At 69.4% G+C, this 23,802-nt stretch carries 21 protein-coding genes and 5 pseudogenes; 16 read left to right on the top strand and 10 right to left on the bottom strand.

What is annotated here, in order from left to right; genetic code table 11:
- The first annotated feature begins 240 nt into the window (after positions 1 to 240).
- From OO67_RS20000 to OO67_RS19990, 3 genes are all read left to right on the top strand, one after another.
- Positions 241 to 1,305 (top strand): acyl-CoA desaturase, encoded by a 1,065-nt coding sequence (locus tag OO67_RS20000; protein WP_033302333.1) that lies wholly within the window; start codon positions 241 to 243, stop codon positions 1,303 to 1,305.
- 96 nt (positions 1,306 to 1,401) lie between these two features.
- Complete coding sequence (locus tag OO67_RS19995) at positions 1,402 to 1,584, top strand: hypothetical protein (protein ID WP_028442276.1); 183 nt, start codon at positions 1,402 to 1,404, stop codon at positions 1,582 to 1,584.
- Positions 1,581 to 2,123, top strand: coding sequence for an MOSC domain-containing protein (locus OO67_RS19990; protein WP_051709605.1), 543 nt, complete (start codon positions 1,581 to 1,583; stop codon positions 2,121 to 2,123). Before OO67_RS19995 ends, OO67_RS19990 begins: the two co-directional genes overlap by 4 nt.
- Positions 2,124 to 2,173: 50 nt before the next feature.
- On the opposite strand, the gene OO67_RS19985 is transcribed toward OO67_RS19990, so the two are convergent.
- Complete coding sequence (locus OO67_RS19985) at positions 2,174 to 3,046, bottom strand: hypothetical protein (protein ID WP_033302538.1); 873 nt, start codon at positions 3,044 to 3,046, stop codon at positions 2,174 to 2,176.
- Between the two features lie 205 nt (positions 3,047 to 3,251).
- Between OO67_RS19985 and OO67_RS19980 the strand changes: the two genes are divergently transcribed.
- On the top strand, positions 3,252 to 4,157 hold the full coding sequence (locus OO67_RS19980) for an oxygenase MpaB family protein (RefSeq protein ID WP_033302328.1): 906 nt from the start codon (positions 3,252 to 3,254) through the stop codon (positions 4,155 to 4,157).
- A gap of 72 nt (positions 4,158 to 4,229) precedes the next feature.
- On the opposite strand, the gene OO67_RS19975 is transcribed toward OO67_RS19980, so the two are convergent.
- Positions 4,230 to 4,829 carry a class I SAM-dependent methyltransferase gene (locus tag OO67_RS19975; RefSeq protein ID WP_033302326.1) on the bottom strand — a complete coding sequence of 200 codons (600 nt, stop codon included), beginning with the start codon at positions 4,827 to 4,829 and terminating at the stop codon, positions 4,230 to 4,232.
- A gap of 228 nt (positions 4,830 to 5,057) precedes the next feature.
- On the opposite strand from OO67_RS19975, the pseudogene OO67_RS36870 reads away from it, so the two are divergent.
- The 5 genes and pseudogenes from OO67_RS36870 to OO67_RS19950 all read left to right on the top strand — a co-directional run.
- Positions 5,058 to 5,240, top strand: a pseudogene (locus OO67_RS36870) (ATP-binding protein); the annotation flags it as partial.
- 200 nt (positions 5,241 to 5,440) lie between these two features.
- Positions 5,441 to 5,851, top strand: coding sequence for a roadblock/LC7 domain-containing protein (locus OO67_RS19965; RefSeq protein ID WP_033302537.1), 411 nt, complete (start codon positions 5,441 to 5,443; stop codon positions 5,849 to 5,851).
- Positions 5,852 to 5,959: 108 nt separating this feature from the next.
- Entirely contained in the window at positions 5,960 to 6,997 is a 1,038-nt protein-coding gene (locus OO67_RS19960) for a DUF6397 family protein (protein WP_033302324.1), read from the top strand.
- A 40-nt stretch (positions 6,998 to 7,037) separates the two neighbouring features.
- Positions 7,038 to 7,526: a GNAT family N-acetyltransferase gene (locus OO67_RS19955; RefSeq protein ID WP_033302319.1), complete on the top strand. Its 489-nt coding sequence runs from the start codon at positions 7,038 to 7,040 to the stop codon at positions 7,524 to 7,526.
- Positions 7,527 to 7,729: 203 nt separating this feature from the next.
- Positions 7,730 to 8,383: an LAETG motif-containing sortase-dependent surface protein gene (locus tag OO67_RS19950; protein ID WP_033302317.1), complete on the top strand. Its 654-nt coding sequence runs from the start codon at positions 7,730 to 7,732 to the stop codon at positions 8,381 to 8,383.
- 186 nt (positions 8,384 to 8,569) lie between these two features.
- Here OO67_RS19950 and OO67_RS19945 read toward each other — a convergent pair whose 3' ends face one another.
- Positions 8,570 to 10,663 (bottom strand): SpoIIE family protein phosphatase, encoded by a 2,094-nt coding sequence (locus tag OO67_RS19945; protein WP_033302315.1) that lies wholly within the window; start codon positions 10,661 to 10,663, stop codon positions 8,570 to 8,572.
- A gap of 178 nt (positions 10,664 to 10,841) precedes the next feature.
- Between OO67_RS19945 and OO67_RS19940 the strand changes: the two genes are divergently transcribed.
- On the top strand, positions 10,842 to 11,900 hold the full coding sequence (locus OO67_RS19940) for an enoyl-CoA hydratase/isomerase family protein (protein WP_033302313.1): 1,059 nt from the start codon (positions 10,842 to 10,844) through the stop codon (positions 11,898 to 11,900).
- Between the two features lie 73 nt (positions 11,901 to 11,973).
- Here OO67_RS19940 and OO67_RS19935 read toward each other — a convergent pair whose 3' ends face one another.
- The 3 genes from OO67_RS19935 to rhaI all read right to left on the bottom strand — a co-directional run bounded on the left by OO67_RS19935 (position 11,974) and on the right by rhaI (position 16,818).
- Entirely contained in the window at positions 11,974 to 13,455 is a 1,482-nt protein-coding gene (locus tag OO67_RS19935; RefSeq protein ID WP_033302311.1) for a rhamnulokinase, read from the bottom strand.
- Between the two features lie 81 nt (positions 13,456 to 13,536).
- A complete protein-coding gene (locus tag OO67_RS19930; RefSeq protein WP_033302309.1) occupies positions 13,537 to 15,582 on the bottom strand; it encodes a bifunctional rhamnulose-1-phosphate aldolase/short-chain dehydrogenase in 2,046 nt (681 codons plus the stop codon).
- Positions 15,583 to 15,651: 69 nt separating this feature from the next.
- The gene (gene rhaI, locus OO67_RS19925; RefSeq protein ID WP_033302536.1) at positions 15,652 to 16,818 is read right to left on the bottom strand and encodes an L-rhamnose isomerase; all 1,167 of its coding nucleotides are present in this window, start codon (positions 16,816 to 16,818) and stop codon (positions 15,652 to 15,654) included.
- Between the two features lie 259 nt (positions 16,819 to 17,077).
- On the opposite strand from rhaI, the gene OO67_RS19920 reads away from it, so the two are divergent.
- Positions 17,078 to 17,791, top strand: a complete 714-nt coding sequence (locus OO67_RS19920; RefSeq protein ID WP_341864647.1) for an ArsR/SmtB family transcription factor — start codon at positions 17,078 to 17,080, stop codon at positions 17,789 to 17,791.
- Positions 17,792 to 17,861: 70 nt separating this feature from the next.
- Here OO67_RS19920 and OO67_RS19915 read toward each other — a convergent pair whose 3' ends face one another.
- Both OO67_RS19915 and OO67_RS19910 read right to left on the bottom strand, forming a co-directional pair.
- Positions 17,862 to 18,089, bottom strand: a complete 228-nt coding sequence (locus OO67_RS19915; RefSeq protein WP_033302308.1) for a hypothetical protein — start codon at positions 18,087 to 18,089, stop codon at positions 17,862 to 17,864.
- Between the two features lie 86 nt (positions 18,090 to 18,175).
- Positions 18,176 to 18,655: a hypothetical protein gene (locus OO67_RS19910; RefSeq protein ID WP_033302306.1), complete on the bottom strand. Its 480-nt coding sequence runs from the start codon at positions 18,653 to 18,655 to the stop codon at positions 18,176 to 18,178.
- Positions 18,656 to 19,050: 395 nt separating this feature from the next.
- Between OO67_RS19910 and OO67_RS19905 the strand changes: the two genes are divergently transcribed.
- Complete coding sequence (locus tag OO67_RS19905) at positions 19,051 to 19,902, top strand: rhamnogalacturonan acetylesterase (RefSeq protein ID WP_033302304.1); 852 nt, start codon at positions 19,051 to 19,053, stop codon at positions 19,900 to 19,902.
- A gap of 132 nt (positions 19,903 to 20,034) precedes the next feature.
- On the opposite strand, the gene OO67_RS19900 is transcribed toward OO67_RS19905, so the two are convergent.
- Positions 20,035 to 20,580, bottom strand: coding sequence for an SRPBCC family protein (locus OO67_RS19900; RefSeq protein WP_033302301.1), 546 nt, complete (start codon positions 20,578 to 20,580; stop codon positions 20,035 to 20,037).
- 153 nt (positions 20,581 to 20,733) lie between these two features.
- On the opposite strand from OO67_RS19900, the pseudogene OO67_RS40865 reads away from it, so the two are divergent.
- Positions 20,734 to 20,919: pseudogene (locus OO67_RS40865) on the top strand (radical SAM protein); the annotation flags it as partial.
- A gap of 68 nt (positions 20,920 to 20,987) precedes the next feature.
- Positions 20,988 to 21,196: pseudogene (locus OO67_RS39935) on the top strand (radical SAM protein); the annotation flags it as partial.
- 142 nt (positions 21,197 to 21,338) lie between these two features.
- On the opposite strand, the pseudogene OO67_RS19895 reads toward OO67_RS39935, so the two are convergent.
- Positions 21,339 to 22,013 (bottom strand): annotated as a pseudogene (locus OO67_RS19895) (NADPH-dependent F420 reductase); the annotation flags it as partial.
- A gap of 173 nt (positions 22,014 to 22,186) precedes the next feature.
- On the opposite strand from OO67_RS19895, the gene OO67_RS19890 reads away from it, so the two are divergent.
- Both OO67_RS19890 and OO67_RS19885 read left to right on the top strand, forming a co-directional pair.
- Positions 22,187 to 22,738 carry a glycoside hydrolase family 25 protein gene (locus OO67_RS19890; RefSeq protein ID WP_033302535.1) on the top strand — a complete coding sequence of 184 codons (552 nt, stop codon included), beginning with the start codon at positions 22,187 to 22,189 and terminating at the stop codon, positions 22,736 to 22,738.
- Between the two features lie 165 nt (positions 22,739 to 22,903).
- Positions 22,904 to 23,802 (top strand): annotated as a pseudogene (locus tag OO67_RS19885) (cbb3-type cytochrome c oxidase subunit I); the annotation flags it as partial.

Genomic DNA, 23,802 nt, shown 5'->3' with positions numbered 1-23,802 from the left:
AAATTTGACTAGTGAGCCCGGGGTCGCCGAGGGTACTCCATCCACGGCCCGCTCCGGGAGAAATGCCCAGTGATCCACCTCACTCATTTCTGCCTTCTGAAGCTTGGGGTGCAGCCCGCACCACCACCGGACCCGGGGGATTCCCCCCGCACGGCCGGGGTGATGGCGCCATGGCTGCCGCAGGCCCGCTCTCCGTACGTTTGACGAGGTCAGCGCAGATGCCCAGAAACCGGAGACGTCATGCCCCAGGCGGTAGCAGCCACCGTTGCGCAACACCCCCGCGACGGATCGGAGAGTCCGGCGGCCCCTCAGGCCCCCGGAAGTGATTTCGCACCGCTCCTGAAGACCGTCAAGGGCCAAGGTCTCCTGGAGCGGCGCACCGGATGGTACGCGGCGGGGATCGCCGCCAACCTGGCCGCCCTCGGTGCCGTCATCACCGGCATGGTGCTCATCGGCGACACCTGGTGGAACCTGTTCCTCGCTCTGCCGCTTGCCATCCTGTGGACCCGCACGGCCTTCTACGGGCACGACGCCGGCCACGCCCAGATAACCGGCGACCGCAAGGCCGGCCGGGCCGTCGGCTTCGTGCACGCCAACCTGCTCCTCGGTATGAACGAGGCCTGGTGGAACGACAAGCACGTACGCCACCACGCCAACCCGAACCACATAGACAAGGACCCCGACGTCGGTGTCGGCGCCCTCGTGTGGACCCAGAAGCAGGCTGCACAGCGCGAGGGCTTCGCCCGGTGGCTCACCCGCAACCAGGCGCGGCTCTTCTTCCCGATGCTGCTCCTCGAAGGCATAGCCCTCAAGATCTACGGTTTCCAGTTCCTGCGTCGCCAGCCCGTCCGCGAGCGCGCCCTCTCCGGCTTCCTGCTGGTAGGCCACCTCGCGCTGTACGCGACGCTGCTGCTGACCGTCATGTCCCCGGGCAAGGCAGTCGTCTTCGCCCTCCTGCACCACGCGCTGTTCGGTCTTCACCTGGGCATGGCCTTCGCGCCGAACCACAAGGGCATGGAGATGCCCGACCCCGACGGTGACCGCTGGAGTCATCTGCAGCGCCAGGTCCTCACCTCGCGCAACGTTCGCGGCGCCGTCCTCACCGACTGGCTCCTGGGCGGCCTCAACTACCAGATCGAGCACCACCTCTTCCCGAGCATGCCCCGGCCTCACCTGCGGCTGGCACAGCCGCTGGTCAAGGCACACTGCGCGGCGATCGGGATGTCCTACGCGGAGACAGGCATCGTGGAGTCCTACCGGCAGGCGCTGCGTCACATGCACGAGGTCGGCGAGCCGCTCCGGTAGGCCTCTGCGGGGCCTGTGCCGCTCGGCAGGAACCGACAGGGACGCACAGGCGTTCTCTCATCAGGAGCGGCCCCGGCCGCGGAGGAGGCACGGATTATGTCGAACGGTGCAAAGATCGCCATCGGGGGAGTCGTCGCGGCAGTCGTCCTGATTCCGTTCATCGGATTCTGGTGGTCGCTGCTGGTCCTCATCGGCGTACCCACGGTGGGATACCTGATGCTCGATCCGTCACAGAGGCGCAGGCTCCGCAGGATCAGCCGCAAGGAGATAGGGCGCTGAACAGCACGGTCACCGCGGTGAGCCGCAACGCCGTCCATTCCTTCACCAAGCCGAACAGGGAAAGCGTCACGCTGCTGGCCGGACTGGGCGTGGAGGGCGACGCCCATGCCGGGGTCACGGTGAAACACCGCTCCCGGGTCGCCCAGGACCCGACGCAGCCCAATCTGCGTCAGGTCCACCTCATCCACCAGGAGCTCTTCACCGAGCTCCGTGACGCGGGATTCGAGGTCGGTCCGGGCGACCTCGGGGAGAACGTCACCACCAGCGGGATCGATCTTCTCTCCCTCCCCGTGGGCACCCTGCTCCACCTCGGCGACGAGGCCGTCGTCGCGGTGACCGGCCTCCGGAACCCGTGCCTGCAGATCGACGTCTTCCAGGACGGGCTGCTCAAGCAGGTCGTCGGCCGCGCGGGCGACGGCACCGTCATCCGCAAGGCCGGAGTCATGGGAGTCGTCACGGCGGGCGGAGTCGTACGGCCTGGTGACGCGGTCAAGGCCGAGCTGCCGGCCGAGCCCCACCAGCCGCTGGAGCGCGTGTAGCAGGCGGTCGGCTCCGGCCGGGCGGAACGGCCCGCGCGCACCGCACGCGGTCAGGTCGGCCGGACAGCAAGCTCATCGAGCGCCTTCAGCAGTCCCGGCAGTTCACGCCCGCGGCCGACCGTCATGATCTCGCCCGGCTCCTCGTCCAGCAGGATGAAGGCGATGTCGTCGGTCCGGGCAACCAGGGACCAGCCGGGGCCGTCGGCCCGCAGCGTACGGGCCCCGCCAGGGGCGAAGGCGGAACGGATCCTGCCGGGCGGGGGCGGACAGCCGACATACGCGCGGGCCGCTTCGAGCGCCCTCCGCACGCCGGGGTGCTGTCCGGACCCCGACGGCTCCGTCGAGCTCTTCCCGTCCCCGGCCCGAGCCTCGTCGGTCCGGGGCGTGTCGGCCGGAGCGGATTCCCCGGGCCTGCCGAACGCGGTCTCATCGTCCACCTGCTCGCGCCACACGGCCCACTGCAGGGCGATCTCGTCCGCGCCGAGCCGTCGCTGTGGAGGCCCCCAGACCTCGGTGTCCGGCGGCGTCAGCGGGGCAGGGCCCTCACCGTCCGGGTCGGGCGCCGGGTCGTGCGGCTCAGGGACGCCGGGCGCGGCGACCGCCAGTGCGAGCGGCCATCCCGGGAGCGCGCAGACCACCGAGCGGTCGTCGGGAGAGAGGTCGTACTCCATCCCGCAGTCCCAGGAGGCGATGGCGACGGCCACCAGCGAGACGTCCTCGACGACCACCGTCCAGCGGGCGCCGCCGCTGTCCTGGCCGAGCACGAGGCCGTAGCCCTCGGCGAACGGTTCGAGGCCGAGCGCGGCGCACGCGGCCACGTAGTCGTCGCCGAGCACGCTGGGGAACTGCGCGGGGGTGAGCAGCACCGCGGTCAGCACGAACAGCGCGTCCTCGTCGACGGCAGTGTCATCCGTACCGGCCACGGCACCCACCCCTCATCCTCATCGCTTGTTCCGTCGGCGCACCTTAACTACTCGGTAACCCTGTCGTCGAGGCCCTGACAAGGGACGACGGACACGTACCCGAGGGTTCGGCGGCCGCCGGCGCGTGTCAAGGCGTCCCTCGTACCGTGGTGCCGGTCTGCCCGGCGCACGTAGTGTTGTGCCTCCGGCCGACGAGGGGGACAGCATGGTGAAGCGGTTCGAGCGCCTGAAGGAGATCCAGCGCCTGGACCCGGAGCGGGACTTCCTGGAGATCTACCGGCTCACCGTGTCGTACGAATTCCCCTGGGACATCACCCGCGCCCTGGAACTCGCCCTGTACCGCACCTACGCGGTCCCCAGTATCGGCCGGCTGCTGGCGGAGACGGGGGAACTGACGGAACGTGCACAGAAGAGGTACGACGACACCGCACTCCTCCTCGACGCGGTCGTCGAGCACGGCTTCGACAGTGAGGAGGGCCGTACGGCCGTCCGGCGGATCAACCGCATGCACCGCAGCTACGACATCAGCAACGACGACATGCGCTACGTGCTGTGCACGTTCGTCGTCACCCCCAAGCGCTGGCTCGACATGTACGGCTGGCGCAAGCTGTCCGGCCATGAGGCGCGCGCCTTCGCCGCCTACTACCGGGCCCTCGGCGCTCGCATGGGCATCCAGGACGTGCCTCGGACGTACGAGGACTTCGAGCGCGCGCTCGACTCCTACGAGGAGGAGCACTTCGCCTGGGACGAGGGCGCACGCGCGGTCTCCGACGCCACTCTGGCCCTGATGGGCTCCTGGTATCCCCGCCCGCTTGCTCCCATGGTCCGTAAGGCGAGCCTGGCCCTGCTGGACGACACACTGCTGCGGGCGTTCCGGTACGAGCGGCCCGGAGCCGTCGTCCGCGGGCTGACCCACGGTGCTCTGCGCCTGAGGGCCCGTGCCGTACGGCTGCTGCCGCCGCGCTCCACACCTCATTACGCGCGACAGAACCCGGAGATCAAGGGCTACCCGGACGGTTACGAGGTGGCCCGGCTCGGCACGTTCCCCACGCCGGGCGTGCGTGGCTGCCCCGTGCCGCACGTGCGGACGTCGGACGCGCGGGCCGAGTGAAGGGGAGACGGCCGTCCGGGGCGACAGCGGCCGTTCACCGAGGGGGTGGCGGGCCGGCGCGACGGCGGCCGTTCAGCCGGTTCGTACGGCCAGTGCCAGAAAGCGGCTGTCCTCGTCGGTGTAGGTCTCCAGCCGCCAGCCCGCGTCTGCCAGCAGCGGCGCGAGTCGGGGCTCGGCCCTCAGGTCGTCGTCCGAGAGGGACCGGCCGTGCCGCGCGGCCAGTGCGGCCCGCCCGATGGGGTGGAACAGCGCAAGCCGCCCACCCGTGCGCACCACCCGCGCCAGTTCCGACAGCCCTTGCTCCGGGTGCGGGAGATGCGAGATCAGCCCTGCGGCGAAGACGCCGTCGAGAGCCCCCGCGCGCAGCGGAAGACGTGCGACGTCCGCCAGGAGCAGTGCGCCGCTCGCGCCTCTTCCCGCTCGCAGGGCCGCATCCAGCATCGCGGGCGTCAGGTCGGCCCCGAGCACGGTCCCGCCGGGTCCGACGGCTGTGCGCAGGGCCGGCAGCGCCCGTCCCGTACCGCAGCCGGCGTCGAGCACCGCACCGCCCGCCCGCAGGCCGAGCTCGCCTACGGCGGCGGCATAGGCCGGGCCGTCATCGGGGAAACGGCTGTCCCACGCCGCCGCTCGTACCGAGAAGAAATCCTGGACGTGTGTGTGGTCATCGGCCATGCGGACATGATCGCGCAGCAGGCGCCTGGGCGAAACGACACGAAGCTGTGCCCAGGTTCGAACGGTGCCTGATCACTCGGGAACGTCTCTCTGCCATAGCCCAGCACCTACGGAACGACCCCGGTGGTGCTGTTGCCGACCGCGTTGCTCCGGAACGGACCTCCGCAGGGGACACCACCCCGGCGGGGGCTGCCGAGGCCCGCACGGGGACGGTGGCGAGGGCGACGAGGGACCGGAGCCCGTGACGTGCCCCGCAACCCGGACGACGTCTCGCGCGCACTGGATCTGGACCGGGGTACGCCCGTCGTCCTGTGCGACGCGCGTGACCGTGCTTCCCGAAAGGAAGTCCTCATCCGCATGGTCGAGGACGCCGGGCGCATGCGTACCGCACGGCTCCTCGACTCGGTGGGCCATGCGGCCGACCCGGCGCGAGGCGCGGGTCCCGGCATGGTCATCCGTACCCAGGCGGGGCTCCGGAAGCCAGTCTTCCGCAGCGGGTGGACCGTGGCGCGAAGCAACGCCTCCGGAGTAGGGAGGCGCTTGCCCGCGGGGGAGCCGTACGCAAGGCTTGCGCGGGACGCGGGGAACGAATGAACGGGGAGGACGAGCACATGGCGCTGGACCGGGGACTTGACTGGCTCCTTGACGAGCTCACAGGCCGGGTGGAGCACATCCAGCACGCGCTCGTGCTGTCGAACGACGGGCTCGTGACCGGCGCCAGCACGAGCCTGGCCCGGGAGGACGCCGAGCACCTGGCGGCGGTCTCGTCCGGCCTGCAGAGCCTGGCGCGTGGGTCGGGGCGCCACTTCGGGGCGGGGAGAGCACGCCAGACCATGGTCGAGTTCGACGAGGCGCTGCTCTTCGTGACCGCGGCGGGGGACGGCAGTTGCCTGTGCGTCCTCACCGCCGCCGAGGCGGACGTCGGCCAGGTCGCCTACGAGATGACCCTGCTGGTGAATCGGGTGGGCGAACACCTCGGCGTGACGGCACGACAGGGTGCGGAGAGTATCGACCGTCTCTGAGCTGCACCTTCGCGGCCCGCAGTGAAGTTGTCCACAGGCTCAGCGAGTGAGCCTCCCCCGGTCTACCGTGGTCACACAGAGTATTCGACCTCACGGGGGAGGAAGGCCATGACCCTTACGGAGACCACCGGCAGGCATGCCGCTGTCTCGGCGGTACCGGTGTGCGTATCCGCTGGGCGTGCTGCTCAGGAACTGACGTTGAAGCGCGGCGAATTCGACCTAGCCGTGCACCTGGGGCTGATCGGTACGGAGCCGGCTTCGGGAGGGGCCAGGCCGCGGATCCGTCAGCAGGAGATCGACCGGTTGCGCGCTCTGCCCGGCTTCCCCGAATCGGTTCGGGGTCAGGTCCGTACGGCGGGCACGGCGGAAGGGGCCACGCTGCTCGGCGTCAGCACCGTGCGTTTCACCGGCCTGGCCCGCATCGGGTGCATCTCTCCGGTCGCCTTCTACCTGAACCGCTACCGCGCGGTGGTCTGGCTCTATCTGGTGGACGAGCTACTCGCCTTCGCCGCGAGGGAACCCGACCTGATCGCTGGGAAGAGCCCGGTCGGGATGCGGGTCATGCTGGAGGCCGGGACCGACTGGCGTGCGCGCAACTGGCGTTCACGCAGGATCGACCGGCTGCTGGGCCGCACCGAGGATCCGTGGGCACGCGCGGCTCTGCAGGCGTCCGCTCTGGACCCGGTCCAGCTCGCCGAGGTGGTGGAGGATCCGTACGAGCGCGCCTACCTGGCTCGGGTGCGGCCGGATTCCGCCTTCGGGCGCCCGGGCTCCGTGTCGGGGAGGGAAGTCATGATGAGGCTGATGCTGGCGGACGATCCGGATGAAATCCTCTGGCGCCGGGTTAATCTGACGCTGGAGCTGGATCAGGCGCGTGAGATCCGCCCTGCTCCGCGCCCCGGATACGATCCCGCGTTGCGCGTGGCCCCCGACCGGTTGGCCTCTGACCGCCTGAGCCGCGAACACATGGTCCCCGAGCGACCGATGGCGGTCCGGACGGCGCCGCACCGGACGATGCCGCCCGGTCCGGGACAGAGGGCCGGGCAGACCGGCCGGGCGTCCCGCCGCCCTGCTGGGCGGCCCGGTGCCGGGCAGGGACTGCTCGTCCGGGTCGGACTGCGCAAGCCGTGGCGCAGAGATCGCTAAAGCGATTGTGCGGGGCTGGCCGTCCAGGCATCTTGGCCCCATGTTGATCAGACAAGCCACCAGCAACGACTGGCCCTCGATCTGGCCGTTCTTCCACGCCATCGTCGCAGCGGGCGAGACTTTCACCTACCCTGTGGATCTTGGTGAGGACACGGCCCGGGACTGGTGGCTCCTCTCGGACCCGGACCGCACGGTTGTCGCGGTCGATGACGCAGGGGCCGTCCTCGGTACAGCCAAGATGAACAGAAACCAGATGGGCAACGGCTCGCACGTCGCCAGTGCCAGTTACATGGTCGCCCCGGAGTGCTCCGGCCGCGGCGTGGGCAGAGCCCTGTGTGAATACACCGTGGACTGGGCGCGTACGGCGGGTTATCGCGCCATGCAGTTCAACGCCGTGGTGGAGACGAATACTCACGCCGTGCGGTTGTACCGCTCCCTCGGCTTCGAGGTCATCGGGACCCTGCCGGAAGGATTCAAGCACCCCGAACAAGGCTATGTGGGCCTGCACATCATGTACAAGCCCCTCTGAAACCACCCTCACAGGCCGCCGGATCGTGTGTGAGCACAGCGTCTTCCGGCCATCCTGACGTGTCCGTCATGTCCCAACTAGCGTCGATATGAGCATGGTTGACGCGTCGTTGAGGCATGGGGCGGGTGCGCCCCCTGCGGCAGGGGGCAGTACTGTGCGCCCCACCGCCATCTCAGCGGTGTACTCATATGGAGGAAGAATCCATGACCATACCCAGGAGATCGTGGCGTGGCGCGGGAGCATTCGCGGCCGCTGCGGTAGTCGGCCTGGCGGGCGGGGTCATCACCGCCGGCCCGGCCGCAGCTCACACCCCCACCTGGGCCGTGACCTGCTCCGAAGTCACGCTCAACCTGACGGCCTACTCGGGTGACGCCACCAACGAGGTGACGGTCTCCGTCGTGGGCGGTGAGCAGCTGCTTGCCCCGACCAAGTTCGGCCGGGACTTCAGCACGAAGACGCCGCTGCAGCTCCCGAAGCACGACAAGGAGCTCACGGTTCGCCTCGTCGTCAAGGCCGGGGACGACGACAAGTACTCCGTCGACCAGACGAAGACCGCTCCGGTCTGCGAGGGTGAGACTCCGGAGACACCGTCGCCCACCCCGACCGAGGTGACCCCTTCGGAGGCCCCGAGCACGGAGCCGCCGGCTTCGGAGACGCCCGAGCCCAGCGCGACGCCTAGCGAGACCGCCACCGAGGCCGCGCCTGCGCCGGCTGAGCCGAGCAGCAGCGCACCGGACCTCGCCGAGACCGGTTCGTCGTCCGCCACGCCCGTCATCGGCGGAGCCGCGCTCGCGGTTCTGCTCGCGGGCGGCGGAATCCTGTGGTCCGTCCGCAAGCGCCGCAGCGCGCAGCACTGACGCGTCCTAGCCACCCCGGTCCGACGGTGGGAAATCACCGGCGAGCCGGGCGGGGGCGTATCGCATCACTCCGATGCGATACGCCCTCGCGGTGTTCCATCGCCGAAACATCCGCAGGAGCAGCAGAGGGGTGCAGCGTCAGGAAAGCAGAGGGGTGCGGCGTCACGAAAGCAGAGGGGTGCGGCGTCAGGAAATGGGGCCGATCTCGCACCAGACGGCCTTGCCCTCCCCCCGAGGCTCGATTCCCCAGCGTTCGGCGACCGCGTCGAGAAGCAGCAACCCCCGTCCGGACGTTGACGTCTCTCCCGGGGTGCGCCGCCGCGGCCAGACACTCGAGCGGTCCTGAACCGACAGTCTGATGCGCCGAACGGGCTCCGGCAGTACCTCCAGGGTCAGGACCGCCCCGCCCTCCGTGTGCAGCAGCACGTTCACCAGCAGTTCCCCGGTCACCAGCTCGGCGTCGTCCGCCAGACCGGCGAGGTCCCATTCGGTCAGTGCCTGCCGCACGATCGACCTGGCCTCCGAGAGTCCCTGCGGATCCGCCTGATGGATGTACTGGTGCAGCCGGGGAGCACGCGGAGACCCGAGATCCGGGCTGCGCCGCAGGACAAGCAGCGCCACGTCGTCGCCCGAGCCCCACCGCTCCCACAACCGGTCCGACAGATGGTCGGCCAAAGCCTCGGCACCGTCGGGCCCGCCGCTCACCTCATGGATCAGTGCCGCGACACCCGCGTCGACATCCGCACCCGGTTCCTCGACCAGCCCGTCGGTGTACAGGACGAGGGTCTCGCCCGGGACCAGGTCGAGGCGGGTCTCCGGATACTCCTCGTCATGGAAGTCCGTGGAGATTCCCAGCGGCAGGCCTCCGCGCACCTGAGGAACCCCCACCCGCCCGTCGGTATGCCTGATCAGTGGTCCGAAGTGGCCTGCGCGCGCCACGCGCACCGCTCCCGTGGCCAGGTCCACCTGCGCGTACGTCGACGTCGCGAACCGGTCGGTGTCCAGCTCGGCCAGGAAGCGGGAGGCCCGTGCCAGCACGGTCGCCGGCGGGTGCCCCTCGGCGGCGTACGCGCGCAGGGCGATTCGCAGTTGGCCCATGATCGCCGCGGCGTGAGTGTCGTGTCCCTGCACATCTCCCACCACCACACCGATGCGGCCCCTGGGAAGCGTGATCACGTCGTACCAGTCGCCGCCGACCTCGCGCCCGCTCCACGCCGCGTGATAGCGGACCGCGATCTCGCCCCCCTCGATCTCCTGGATCCGGCGAGGGAGCATGGCCGACTGGAGTCCCGTGGCGAATTCGCGTTCCTCGTCGAAGAGGATCGCCCGCTGCAACGACTGGGCCACGATGGCGGCCAGCCCCAGACACAGGATCCTCTCGTCCGCGCTGAACACCGTCCGCTCGCGGTAGAAGAGAGCGAGCCCGCCCAGGGAGCGGGCCTGTGCTATCAGCGGAAGGTACGCGACGGCGTGGAAGTTCAGTTCGCCGATGTGCGGTTCCAGCACCGGATAACGCCGGATCAGTGATCCGAGTGAGGTGATGAAGCGGGGGCGCCCGCTGAGGATCGTGTCGCCCAGGGGAAGTGTCGCGTCGAGCTCTCCGGAACCCAGACCTTCGAGGACCTCCACCGAGTCACCGCTCAGCGCGATGATCTTGAGCGCGGAGTTCTCCACCAGCCCGAGGGCCAGCCCGTCGGCACCGATCCCTACCAGGCCGCCAGGGCCGGTGAGCGCTGCTGTGACGTCGTCCACGGTCACCGCGCGTGACATCGCGGCAGTGGTGCGTTCGACGATGCTCGTCTGGCGGCGGCGGCGTTTTTCCAGATCCAGCACGAAGGCCGAATGGGTGACCTCGGCCGTCGCGTCCCGCACCACACCGATGACGCGGTGTGCCCGGCCGTCCTCGGACCGCAGGATCCGAGCCTGGACGTGCGTCCACTGGCGGCTCCCGTCCTCCATGGGCACCTGGAAATGGACACTGTAGGAGCTGCTCCCGCCGGAGATCGCCTCATCGATGGTGGTCTCCAGGCGTGCCCGATCAGTCGCATCCAGCCGGTCGATCACGGCCGCCGGCGACGCCTCGAAGGTGGCGGCGTCCAGGCCGAAGACCATCAGCCCGGCCTCGTCGACGTCCACGGTCCGGGCGTCGAGGTCCCACTCGAAGCTGCCGGTCCGGTTCAGGGCGAGGCGCTCATCGGTCCCGGTCTCACCGGCGCGCCGGCGTTCGAGCCGGAGCCGCGACGCTGCTTCGTCGTCTGGTCGCCGTGAAGGGTCGGTCATGCCTCCTCCGGAGGTCGTCCGGCGGGGCTGCTGGACGTCGCGGCCCGTAGGTCTCAATTGTCGAGCCCGCGATGCGGGAGTGCCACAGCGGTTCCGCGGCAGACCCGGCACCTGGCTCCCGCGGTGGCCGTCGCAGAATGGCGGGCAGAGATCGTCCACGGCTGACCGGAGCGCACACATGAACGACGACGAGCCCGTCCTGCTGCACACCGAGGGCCACGTCCTGCACATCACACTCAATCGCCCCCGTGCCCTGAACGCCCTCACGCACAGCATGGTGAGAGGCATCGGCGAAGCGCTCACCCTCGCCGCGGAGGACGACACGGTCACCGCCGTGGTCATCGGCGGGGCAGGTGGGCGGGGCCTCTGTGCGGGCGGCGACATCCGGTCGATCTACGAGGACGCCCGCGCGGGCCGTCGTGCCTCCGTGGACTTCTGGCGTGACGAGTACCGCCTCAACGCCAGGATCGCCAGGTTCCGGAAACCGTATGTAGCCCTCATGGACGGCATCGTCATGGGCGGCGGGGTGGGCATCTCGGCGCACGGTGACGTGCGCATCGTCACCGAGCGCTCTCGCGTGGCGATGCCGGAGACCGGGATCGGCTTCATTCCGGATGTGGGAGGCACCTACCTGCTGGCCGGTGCACCGGGCGAGCTCGGCACCCACCTCGCACTCACCGGCCGGGCCGTCCAGGCGGCCGACGCCATCCTGTGCGGACTGGCCGACCACTTCGTCCCGTCGCAGCACCTCGCCGACCTGACCTCCGCACTCGCCCGGTGCGCCACACCCGGCGAGGTGGTGGACACCGTACGGCGGTACGCGACCGACGCTCCGGAAGGGGAACTCGCGGCGCACCGAGCGTGGATCGACGACTGCTACGCCGCCGAGACCGTCGAGGAGATCATCGGACGGCTGGAGAAGAGCGGGCTGCCCGCCGCGAAGGAGGCCGCCGCCGCGCTCCTCACGGCATCACCCACCGCGCTCAAGGTCACTCTGGCCGCCGTACGCCGTGCCGCGCACCTCAGCAGCCTCGAAGCCGCCCTCGACCAGGAATTCCGTGTCTCCTGCAGGGCCTTCACGGGACATGACCTGGTGGAGGGGGTGCGCGCCCGGATCATCGACAAGGACCGCACCCCGCGATGGCGCCCCGCCGAGCCCGGCGACGTCACCGCTGCGGAGGTCGCCCGCTACTTCGCACCGCTGGGTGACCAGGAACTCGGCCTGGCGGCGACCTGACTCCTCGGCCCACCGCCCGTACGCGATCTCTCCGGACCCGCCGCACGTCGGCGGAGCGGGTCCGGAGAGCCGCTCATCCGACTACCGCCGCCAGGTCCGCGGCCCGGTCCCATGCCCCCGGGTCCCCCCGCGGGGTGTAGTGGCGCAGTTCCTGGGTGCGCGCGACGAGCCTGCGCATGTCCGTCAGCCCGCCCACCAGCCCGTGGGCCCGTGCCTGCAGCAGTACGTTGCCGAGCGCGGTGGCCTCGGCGGGGCCTGCGGTGACCGGCAGGCCGGTTGCGTCGGCGGTCCACTGGCAGAGCAGTTCGTTGCGCGAACCGCCGCCGACGAGGTGGACCCGTGTCAGCTCCCGGCCCGCCAGCTCGGCGGCCTCGCGCAGTGTCCTGCGATGAGCCAGTGCCAGGCTCTCCAGCACGCACCGAACGTAACCGCCAGGGCCGTCCGGTGTCCTCTGTCCGCTCCTGGTGAGAGCGGCGTCGATCCGTGACGGCATGTCACCCGGTGCCAGGAACGCCGGATCATCCGGGTCGATCACGGCGGCGAACGGCCGGGCACGCGCAGCATCCGCGAGGAGACTCGCGAGGCTCGTCGACGTCCCGTCGCGTTCCCACGTGCGACGGCATTCCTCCAGCAGCCACATCCCCATGATGTTGCGGAGATAGCGAACGGTGCCGTCCACTCCGCGTTCGTTGGTGAAATTCGCCGCCCTCGACTGCTCGGTCAGCACCGGTGCGTCCAGTTCGAGGCCCGCCAACGACCACGTACCGCAGGACACATAGGCGAATCCCGGTTCCGTTGCGGGGACCGCGGCCACGGCCGACGCGGTGTCGTGCGAGGCGACGGTCGTCACCGGTGTGTCCGCCGGCAGCCCGGTGAACCCCGCGACATGAGGAAGCAGGGTACCCGCTCGCTCGCCGGGTTCACGCAGGGCCGGGAACAGGGAGGATTCCAGTCCCAGCCGTCCGATCAGAGCATGGGACCAGCCGCCTGAGCGCGCGTCGAACAGTCCGGTCGTCGACGCGTTGGTCACCTCGGCACCCACCGACCCCGTCAGCCAGTACACCAGCAGATCGGGCATCAGCAGCAGTGTCCGGGCGGCCTGCCACTGGGCTGTCGAGCGGTGGGCGGCCAGTTGGAAGACCGTGTTGAACGGCAGATGCTGCAGCCCGCCGACGCCGTACAGCTCCTGCGCGCCGAAGTGTGCCAGGACCTCCTCGGCAGCTGCTGCGTTACGCGTGTCGCGGTAGTGGAACGGAAGGCCGAGGAGCGACCCGTCGGAGTCCAGGAGACCGTAGTCCACGGCCCAGGTGTCGATGCCCACCGAGGCGACGGGGCCACCGCGTGCAGCCACGCGCAGTCCGTCCAGGATGCCCTGGTACAGGGCGAGTACGTCCCAGCGGAGGCCGTCGGGGAGCCGGACCGGCGTGTTGGCGAAGCGGTGCGCCTCGGTCAGTACCAGTTCGTCGGGGCCGACCCTGCCGGTGATCACCCGGCCGCTGGTGGCGCCCAGGTCCACCGCGGCGAACACCGGGTCATGTCGTGAAGTCGCAGGCATGGAGAATCTCATCCGATCCGGACAGCGCCGCGCCCCGGGTGTTCACGGAACATGTCCGGGGCGCGGCGGGGCGGCACATGATCAGCGCAGGAACGCCGCCGCCACACCGGCGTCGACGGGAATGTGGAGGCCGGTGGTGTGGGTGAGGTCCCCGCCGGTCAGGGCGAACACGGCGTTGGCGACATGCTCCGGGAGCACCTCGCGCTTGAGGATCGTGCGCTGGGCGTAGAACTCGCCCAGCTTCTCCTCCTCGATTCCGTAGGTCGCCGCGCGCTGGGCTCCCCAGCCCGCGGCGAAGATGCCGGAGCCACGTACCACCCCGTCCGGGTTGACCCCGTTGACCCGGATGCCGTGCTCGCCGAGCTCGGCCGCCAGCAGCCGAACCTGGTGCGCCTGGTCGGCCTTGGTGGCCGAGTACGCGATGTTGTTGGGGCCCGCGAACACGGCGTTCTTGGACGCGATGTAGACGATGTCGCCGCCGAGCCCCTGCGCGCGCATCACCCGCGCTGCCTCGCGGGACACCAGGAACGAACCGCGGGCCATGATGTCGTGCTGCAGGTCCCAGTCCTGGGCCGTGGTCTCCAGCAGCGGCTTGGAGATGGAGATTCCGGCGTTGTTCACGACCAGGTCCACACCGCCGAAGGCCAGTGCGGCGGCCTTGAACGCGTCGGCGATCTGCTCCTCGGAGGTGACATCCACCGTCACGGCGACGGCCTTGTCCGGGCCGCCGAGCTCCTCGGCGACAGCCGCCGCGTTCACGGCGTTCAGGTCCGCGACGACGACACACGCGCCCTCTGCGACGAGCCGGTGTGCGATGGCCTTGCCGATGCCGGACCCGGCTCCCGTGACCAGCGCGACCCGCGTGGCCAGAGCCTTCGCCTTCGGCATCCGGCGGAGCTTCGCCTCCTCGAGTTCCCAGTACTCGATGCGGAACTTCTCGGACTCCTCGATCGGTGCGTACGCCGAGACGGCTTCCGCGCCGCGCATCACATTGACGGCGTTGAGGTAGAACTCCCCGGCGACCCGGGCGGTCTGCTTGTCCTTGCCGAACGAGAACATGCCGACGCCGGGCACCAGCACGATCGCCGGGTCCGCCCCCCGCATCGCGGGCGAGTCGGGCGCCGCGTGGCGCTCGTAGTACGCGCGGTACGCCTCCCGGTACTCGGCATGGAGCACCCGGAGGCGGGCCACCGCCTCTTCCAGAGGCGCGTCGGCCGGCAGGTCGAGGACCAGCGGGCTGACCTTCGTACGGAGGAAGTGGTCCGGACAGGACGTGCCGAGAGCGGCGAGACGGGGGTGCTCGGCGCGTGAGAGGAAGTCCAGCAGGGGCGGCGTGTCGGTGAAGTGCCCCACCTGGGGCCGGTCGGTGGACGCCAGCCCGCGGAGCACCGGAGCCAGGACCGCGGCCCGCTCCCGTCGCGCTTCCTCGTCCAGGGCCGCCCGGCCCGGGAGTACGGGGCCGAAGGGCTCGGCCTTGCCGTGTTCCTCGAGGAACGTCTCGGCGGTACGGATCATCCAGAGGGCGTTTCGTTCACATTCCTCGGAGGTCTCGCCCCATGCCGTGATGCCGTGACCCCCCAGGATCACACCGACCGCCTGCGGATTGGCCTCCTTGACGGCCGCGATGTCAAGACCCAGCTGGAAGCCGGGCCGACGCCAGTCCACCCAGGCGACCTTGTCACCGAAGCACTCGGCGGTCAGCTTCTCGCCGTCGGCCGCACACGCCAGTGCGATCCCGGAGTCCGGGTGCAGATGGTCGACGTGCGCGGCCTCGACGAGCGCGTGCATCGCGGTGTCGATCGAAGGGGCGGCGCCCCCCTTGCCGTGCAGGCAGTAGTCGAACGCCGATACCATCTCGTCCTCGCGCTCAACCCCCGGGTACACGTCCTTGAGCGCTCGCACCCGGTCCAGCCGGAGCACGGCGAGGCCGGCCTCGGTCAGGGTGCCGAGGTCGCCGCCCGAGCCCTTGACCCAGAGCAGTTCGGCCTCGCCACCGGTGACCGGGTCGGTCTCCGTCGCCTTGGCCGAGGCGTTGCCACCGGCGTAGTTGGTGTTGCGGGGGTCGGAGCCGATCCGGTGGGCGCGCTCCAGGAGCGCGGCGACTTCGGCATGCGTCGCGGACGTCATGAGGGTTCCTTCGGGAAGAGAGGGGGAGGGGCGGTTGCTGCAGGACGTTCCAAGGCGGGGGAGCAGGGCTCAGGCGCCCCAGCCCGCCTGCTCTCCGCCGACGCGGTCGGCGGCGATGCGCTCCTGGTTGCCGGAGGCGAGGTAGGCCGCGAACGGGTCGCGCGCCAGGCCGAGCTCCTCGCGTACCTCGGCGAGCAGCGGCCGTACGTCGGTGTTGAACGCGTCCATCAGCACTCCGTTGGAGGCAAGGACGTCACCGGAGCGCTGAGCCTCGGACAGAGCCTCGGCGTCGATCAGCAGTGCCTTCGCGGTCGCTTCCTGGACATTGGTGACGGAGCGGATGACGGCGGGGATCTTGGCCTCGATGTTGTGGCACTGGTCGAGCATGAAGTTGACGTTGGTCCCGGCCTCGAGACCGCCGTTCTTGACCACCTCGTGCATGATGCGGAACAGCTGGAACGGGTCGGCGGCGCCGGCCATCAGGTCGTCGTCCGCGTAGAAGCGCGAGTTGAAGTCGAATGCGCCGAGCTTCCCCTCGCGCAGCAGGAACGCCACGATGAACTCGATGTTGGTGCCGGGGGCGTGGTGTCCGGTGTCGACGACCACCTGGGCCTTGGGCCCGAGCTTGAGGCAGTGGGCGTACGAGGTGCCCCAGTCCGGCACGTCGGTGGTGTAGAAGGCGGGCTCGAAGAGCTTGTACTCCAGGAGCATCCGCTGGTCGTCGCCGAGCCGCTCGTAGACCTCGGCGAGGGCCTCGGCCAGTCGGTCCTGTCGGCCCGCGATGTCGTCCTGGCCCGGGTAGTTGGTGCCGTCCGAGAACCAAAGTTTGAGGTCGGGTGAGCCCGTGGCGTCCATGATGTCCACGCATTCGAGCAGATGATCGGTGGCCTTGCGGCGGACCTTCGGGTCCGGATGGGTGACCGATCCCAGCTTGAAGTCGTCGTCCTGGAAGACGTTGGAGTTGATTGCGCCGATCCGCAGGCCGAGGTCCCCCGCGTACCGGGTCAGCGCCGCGTAGTCCTCGACCCTGTCCCACGGAATGTGCAGCGACACCTTGGGGGCGACCCCGGTGTGGGCATGTACCTGCGACGCGTCGGCCAGTTTCTCGAACGGGTCGCGGGGGACACCTGGCTGGGCGAAGACCTTGAAACGGGTCCCGGAGTTGCCGTACCCCCAGGAGGGCGTCTCGATGACCTGAGACTTCAGAGCTGCCTTGACGGCCGACACATCAGACATGAACACCTCGTAAGCAGAGTCATCCGGCGACCTGTCAGGATCGTGGATGTGAATCGTTTCATCCGGAACGTACGCTAGGTTTGGGCACTGCTGCTAGTCAAGCGACCAGTCAAGTTTCTTCCTGATTTGAATCAATTCATCGCGTTCGGCGTGAACCATCCGACCCGCTCGGCCGTTGTTGATGTGTGACCGAAAGGTCACATATTCTGACGGTATGGACGCGGTGTTCAAGGCTCTGGCCGAGCCGACGTGACGCGCCCTGCTCGACGAGCTGTTCCGCCACGCCGGGCAGACACTGAGTGCGCTGGAGGCCCGCTTCGACATCACGCGGTTCGCGGTGATGAAGCACCTGAAGCTGCTCGAGGCGGCGGGCCTCGTCGTCACGCGACGGCGGGGACGGGAAAGGCTCCACTTCCTGAATCCGGTGCCCATCCGGCTCGTCCACGACCGGTGGGTGAGCAAGTACGCGGAGCCTTGGGCGGCAGGGCTCAGCGAACTCACGACCCGACTGGAGGATCCCGTGGAGAAGGTCTTCGAGATCTACATCCGTACCGCTCCCGACCGTCTGTGGGAGGCGATAACCGATCCTGAGATCCGAAGCAAGTACAACTTCGGAGCCCGCGTCATCTCGGACTGGACCCAGGGCTCCCGCTTCGAGATGGGAGCCCCCGGCGCTCCCGGCTCGCTGGGTGAGGGGCGGAATCTGGAGGTGGATCCTCCGCGCAAACTGGTCCAGAGCATGGTCGCACTCTGGAGCGACGAGGCGAGGAGCGAGGGACCGACTCGCATCACGTGGGAGATCGAGCCCATCGGCGACTCCTGCAGGCTGACCGTCACCCACGACGAGCTACGCGAGGGTGCCAGTGAGGAGCTGTACGGCGGCTGGCCGATGATCCTCTCCGGCCTGAAGACCTGGCTGGAGACGGGGCAGCTCCTCACCACCCCCGGTTCGCTGCTGTACGGCAGTCAGTAGGCGACGGCCCGCCGCGGTGGTCGCCTCGCCCGGCCCTCGGCTCCGCCGGAGACGCACCAGCCGTGACCGGTCAGCGACCGGAACCCGTCAGGCTCGGCTGAAGCTTTCGCACGAGGGCGAAGAACCTGTCCTCGTTCCCGGTGAGGCCCGCGCTCCGCAGCGCCTCGTCGGCCTCCTCGATCGGCGAGGCGAGCAGCGGCATGTACAGAGGAGCTTCGGCCGGGTCGGCGAGCGCGGCGCGCGTGGCAGCCAGTAAACGGACGTATGCCTGGGCCGCGGCGATTTCGGCTTCGTGCATCTCAGCATCTCCCGTTCAGAGGTGTCGGACCATCAAGCATCCCTCATGGGTCTGACAACGCCCGTGCGGCCACTACGGAGGTCCCCTCACGAGCGGGCCGTCGGCGGCGGTTCGACCTCGATGAAGCGCCGCCTGCGGGGCCCGCGGTAGAGCAGTGCCGTCCAGCCCAGCCGCCGCAGCACCGTGACGCACCGGGCCAGTGCGTCCTCCTCGTCGTGGGCGGCTCCGCTTCCCGGCGGCCCGGCCCACTCGACCCGCACCGCGCCGGGCGCCTCGCCCTCGCACACGCGATATCCGGTGGCGGTCCGTTCTCCGGACGGGCCGACGGCCGACGCGGCTATCCCGGCGGCCTCCAGCGCCAACGCCACCGCGCGTTGAGGCCGGTGCAGTTCCCAGGAGGCGGGCACGGCTTCGGGATTGGCACCCCCCGCACAGGTCAGCCGCCGGATCTGGAGCAAGCCCTCGAAGGCGGTCCGCACCTCCCCGGCACGCACGGCCGCGGCTTCGGAGGCCGCGGGGCCGTCACCGGTCGCGGGTTCGAAGCCTCGCTCCTGCGACGCGCTCATGCCCTGCCCTCCTCGCCGTGCCGACTCTGCGGCCAAGTGTGCGCCCTCCTACTGACAGAGGAGGTCCTACGGCCCGCACACCTGTGAATTCGGCGGGTGACGCCAGGTCGTCCTCGGGCGCCCTCGGACTGCCGGCCCCTGCGCGCGTGCACGCAGACCGATCCTGGCCACGCCCTCGGGACGACCGAACGCCCCGCCCGGCCGACGAGGAGTCCACGGGGCTGGACCTGCCCGCGCACCGGTCAGGACGAACTCACCGACGCGTGCACGGACCACGGTCGGACCAGGTGGACACAGGCCGTGCGCTTGCTCCGGCCCGACTCCCCGACAACCTTTTCGCTGCCTGCTGCCACTGCATTCCGAAGCATCCGGAGAATCCCAGCAGGGAAGGCCAAATGAGTCGTCAAGCCGTGGTCGGTGACACCAGCCGCAGACAGTTCCTCCTCACAGCCGCCGCAGGCGCGCTCGCCGCCGGCGGGACAGCCGTCCTGGGGGTGCCCGACGCCGCCTCCGCCGCCCCCTCCTCCGCCGTCTCCGGCAGCACCGCGCCGGTGACCGGCACCGTGTACATCGCGAGCGACTCCACCGCTCAGACGTACAGCTCCGGCTACCATCCGCAGGCCGGGTGGGGTCAGAAGCTGTCGTCGTACTTCACCTCCAATGTCACCGTCGCCAACCGTGCCATCGGCGGGCGCAGTTCGCGGTCCTTCATCGAGCAGGGGCGGCTGGCCGCGATCCATGAGGTGATCAAGCCCGGCGACTACCTCTTCGTGCAGTTCGGGCACAACGACGCGACGATCGGCAACGCCGAGCGGTACACACCGCCGGCCCACTACAAGGAGTACCTGCGCAACGACTACATCCGCGCTACCCGGAGGCTGGGCGCGACACCGGTTGTGGTGACGCCGGTTTCGCGGCGCTCCTACAACCAGTCCACCGGGAAGTTCAACGTCTCGTTCCCGGAGTACGTGGCCGCCGCGAAGGCGGTGGCTCAGGAGGAGCACGTGGCACTGGTCGATCTTTCGGCGGCCAGCCGCGCCCATCTCGACGCGATAGGGGTGGAGGCGTCCAAGGGGACTTTCCTGTGGTTGGACGCAGGGCGGTACCCGAATTTCCCCGACGGCGTCCAGGACAACACCCACTTCCAGGAGCGGGGCGCTGTGGAAATGGCCCGCCTCGTCTCCCGGGCGGTGGCCGGGCTGGGGCTGCCCCTCTCGGGTGAGGTGATACCGCAGGCCGTGGCCTGACCGCCCGGGAGTCACCCCGGCCCCCGTTCGCGGGCAGGACGCGGTCCGCTCCGGTGCGAGCCGCACCGGAGCAACTCGCCGAGAGCGCCCCGTAGGACCTTGGCAGCCTGACTCGCCCTCCGGTTCTCGCCCTCACCCCTGACGCGGGCTCCCCTCCACGCGGCCGGCCCCTTTCGGTCCGTCCTGCTCCAGGGCCGCCTTGAGACGCTCCAGCGTCGTGCGGATGTTCCCGCGCTGGAACTCTGCGAACGTATGCCCTCGTGTGGCGACCCGGTCGAAGGCGTTGGCGAGAAGATCGGGCCACGCCCGCCGGTTGTCCGTCCAGGTCTCCGTTACGCGGGTGGAGCCGTCGACCTCCTCGAAGCGGTACTCCCACAGCGCGATGGCACCCGGCAGCCGTGGACGCCGCACCCCGATCGCATGCACGCGGAAGGCGAACCGCTCGCCGGGGTCGGCCGCAGTCACCGTGCACCTGGTCGTCCATCGGAAGGCCCCGCGCTTGTTGCGGCCCTCGAAGACCATGCCGACATGCGCTCCCCGGCGCTCCCCGAGTATCCGGGCGCCCTGGTTCTCCGGGCTCCAGCGTCCCATCGCGGTGGGGTCGCTGAGCCTTTCGTACACGGCCGTGGGCGCCGCCCGGATGAGGATGCTGTCCGACACGGACATGGTGCGGGGCATGAGAGGTACTCCTTGTCCTCGGCCGGCCGGGGCATCGCCCCCGAGCCGGGCGGATCATGAGCGAAAGGTTGCCGGCGTTGGCTCGTTGGACAGTGTGGCGTACACGCGACAGCGTCAAGGACACCGGAGCCCAGGAGCCGGCCCGTGCCGAGCATCAGTGAACCCGGCCCCACCGCAGCCACCGGCGACCGGACGCGCCTGGTGGAGGGGCTCATGGAGCAGTTCCCGCATGTGCCGCGAGAGGCCGGCCTCAAGGAGGATCTGCTGCGCGGCGGCGTGGCGTTCGACGACTCCGCGCTCGGCGACAACGAGCACGGGGACATCAAACGTCCGTCATGGAGATGGCTCCCACCATCCAGTGGGCCGATGTCTCGGCCCCGCCATGTGATCCCCGAAGGTTTTCGCTCTTCATGTCGCACGGCATCACCCCGCGTTCACCACCGGGTGCCCCGAGCCCAAGACGCCTCTCGGAAAGACCAATCCCGACAGTGCGTCACTCGAACACCACATCAGGCTGCTCGACGCCTACCGCTCGACGATGGAGGAGTACGGACCGTCCTCCCCGCCCCGATACGGTCCCACCGGAGTCGGCCGTGCCGCCGGGTCGCGCTCCGCCCCGCGGCGTCGCCGGCTTCGTGGCCCCGTCACCCAACACCTGCGGGGCGACCATGCTCCCGTCCGTCCGGCCGGGAGCATGGCGAGCGCAGCGACGCCCGGTCCGGCTGAAGGAGCCCTTCCGGGACGGCAGGCCGACCCGGTCAGGCGCGCCACTCGGCGGTGCGCTCCGGGGAGGCGTCAGCAAGGGCCTTCGCGATGGCGTCGGCGTCGCCCCGGTTCCCGTACACGGGCGTACCCGGCTGCTGGCGCCAGGACTCGTCGATGCCACCTGCGTCGACCGTGTCGAAGCCCAGTTCGTCGATCAGGTTCCGGACCGCCTGCTTGGCCGCCGGATGGTCGCCGGCGACCGGAAGGGCCTGCCGGCCGGGGGCGCCGTGGGGGAGTCCCCTGTCGAGGATGTCCTGGGCGTAGGTGCCGTTGAACGCCTTGACCACCGGATGGCCGATCTGCTGCTCGGTCCACCGGCTCTCGGTCAGGCCCTCCTCGATTGCGGAGATGCGTCCGTCACGCTGCTGCGGGTAGTAGTTGCCGGTGTCGATGACGACGACATCCTCCGCCGCTCCGTCGAGGATGCCCGAGGGCAGGTCCGGGACCGCCTTGAGGGGGACGGTCACCACGACGATCTGCGCTCCTCGCGCTGCTTCCGTTGCCACGACCGGCGTGGCACCGGTCTCCTCGGCCAGTGCCTTGAGCGTCTCGGGTCCCCGGGAGTTGGCGACGGACACGTCGTGCCCCAGCGCGGTGAGCCGACGGGTGAGATTTCCGCCGATGTTGCCTGCCCCGATGATGCCGATCTTCATGAATCCGACCTTCCGATGCCGTAGTGCCTGGAGTGAAAGGGTCCCGCCGGTTCACCAACCCCGGCGGAACGGACCCTATTCCGGGGGCCGAATCGGTTCAGCGTCTGGATGGCGGATGGGGGAGCGCCGGGTGGGCACCTATGGAGGGGAGAAACGGAATCAGAATGCCCCACTTGGAGGTGGTGGCCGTGCTGCACGGCGTCGATGTCAGCGCCTTCCAGAAGGACTTCGACACGGACGGCTTGGACTTCGTCTTCGTCAAGGCGACCGAGGGCCGCTCTTATGTCAATCCGAGACTGAAGAGCCAGGTGAAACGTGCCAGGGACGCTGATTGCGTCGTCGGCTTCTACCACTTCCTGTGGCCTGGAAACGCAAAGGAGCAGGCAAGGTACTTCCTCGACGAAACACCTGCGCGGGAGGGGGACCTCCTCGCCGTCGACTGGGAACAGACGGGCGAGGGGACGCGCGCGAGCAGCACGGACAAGGACCGCTTCATCCGAGAGGTGAAAAGGCTGAGGCCACATCACCGGGTCCTCCTCTACTGCAACCGCTCCTTCTGGCTCAACCACGACACGAGTTCGTACGCCGGCGACGGACTCTGGATCGCCGACTACGGCAAGGCGGCCGCACCCCGGATCGAGGAGGCCTGGCGCATCCACCAGTACACGGATGACCCGCTCGACAAGAACGTTGCCGACTTCTCCTCCAGAGAGGAGATGCGCGCCTGGTCCATCGCCTGAGGGGCCCATGGCGCTCGTCAACACGGACGCCGTGGCCATCGGCCAATGGAGTGTCCTTTACCAGCTACTGGTGCACTGCGCACGGGGATGACCTGCGGGACCGCCGCAGGGAGTCCATCCTGGTCGCCGAGTCCGCAACCGGCCGTCGACCGAAGGAGTGCCGTAGTGACGACGAGGGGTCCCTCGGTATCGGCGGAAGCCGATGCCGCCTACCAGGACGAACTGCCCGTACGGCGCCGGCAGCCGGGGAACGTGGTCATCAGGTGGCTGACCACCACCTGCTGATGTTCGCGACGCCGCTGTTCGCAGGATTCGCGAACTGGATCATGCCGCTGCAGATCGGCGCGCCCGACGTGGCGTTCCCGCGGCTGAACATGCTGGCGTACTGGCTGTACCTCTTCGGCTCGCTGATCGCCGTGGGCGGCTTCCTCACCCCGCAGGGTGCGGCCGACTTCGGCTGGTTCGCCTACACCCCCCTGACCGACTCGGTCCGTACGCCGGGTGTCGGTGCCGACCTGTGGATCATGGGTCTGGCCTTCTCCGGCTTCGGTACCATCCTCGGGTCGGTCAACTTCATCACCACGATCATCTGCATGCGGGCCCCCGGCATGACGATGTTCCGCATGCCGATCTTCACCTGGAACGTCCTGCTGACCGGTGTCCTGGTCCTGCTGGCCTTCCCGGTCCTGGCCTCGGCGCTGCTCGCGCTGGAGGCAGACCGTAAATTCGGCGCACATATCTTCGATGCGTCCAACGGTGGCGCGTTGCTCTGGCAACACCTCTTCTGGTTCTTCGGCCATCCAGAGGTGTACATCATCGCTCTCCCGTTCTTCGGCATCGTTTCCGAGATCATTCCGGTGTTCAGCCGCAAACCGATCTTCGGTTACGTCGGCCTGATCAGTGCGACGATCGCCATCGCCGGCCTTTCGGCGACGGTATGGGCTCACCACATGTACGTCACCGGTGGTGTGCTGTTGCCGTTCTTCTCCTTCATGACGTTCCTCATCGCGGTTCCGACCGGTGTGAAGTTCTTCAACTGGATCGGCACGATGTGGAAGGGGTCG

The organism is Streptomyces atroolivaceus (genome assembly GCF_000717025.1).
Lineage (GTDB): Bacteria > Actinomycetota > Actinomycetes > Streptomycetales > Streptomycetaceae > Streptomyces > Streptomyces atroolivaceus.
Note: the sequence above shows the minus strand (reverse complement) of the source record. Positions and strands in the feature narration are given on the sequence as shown.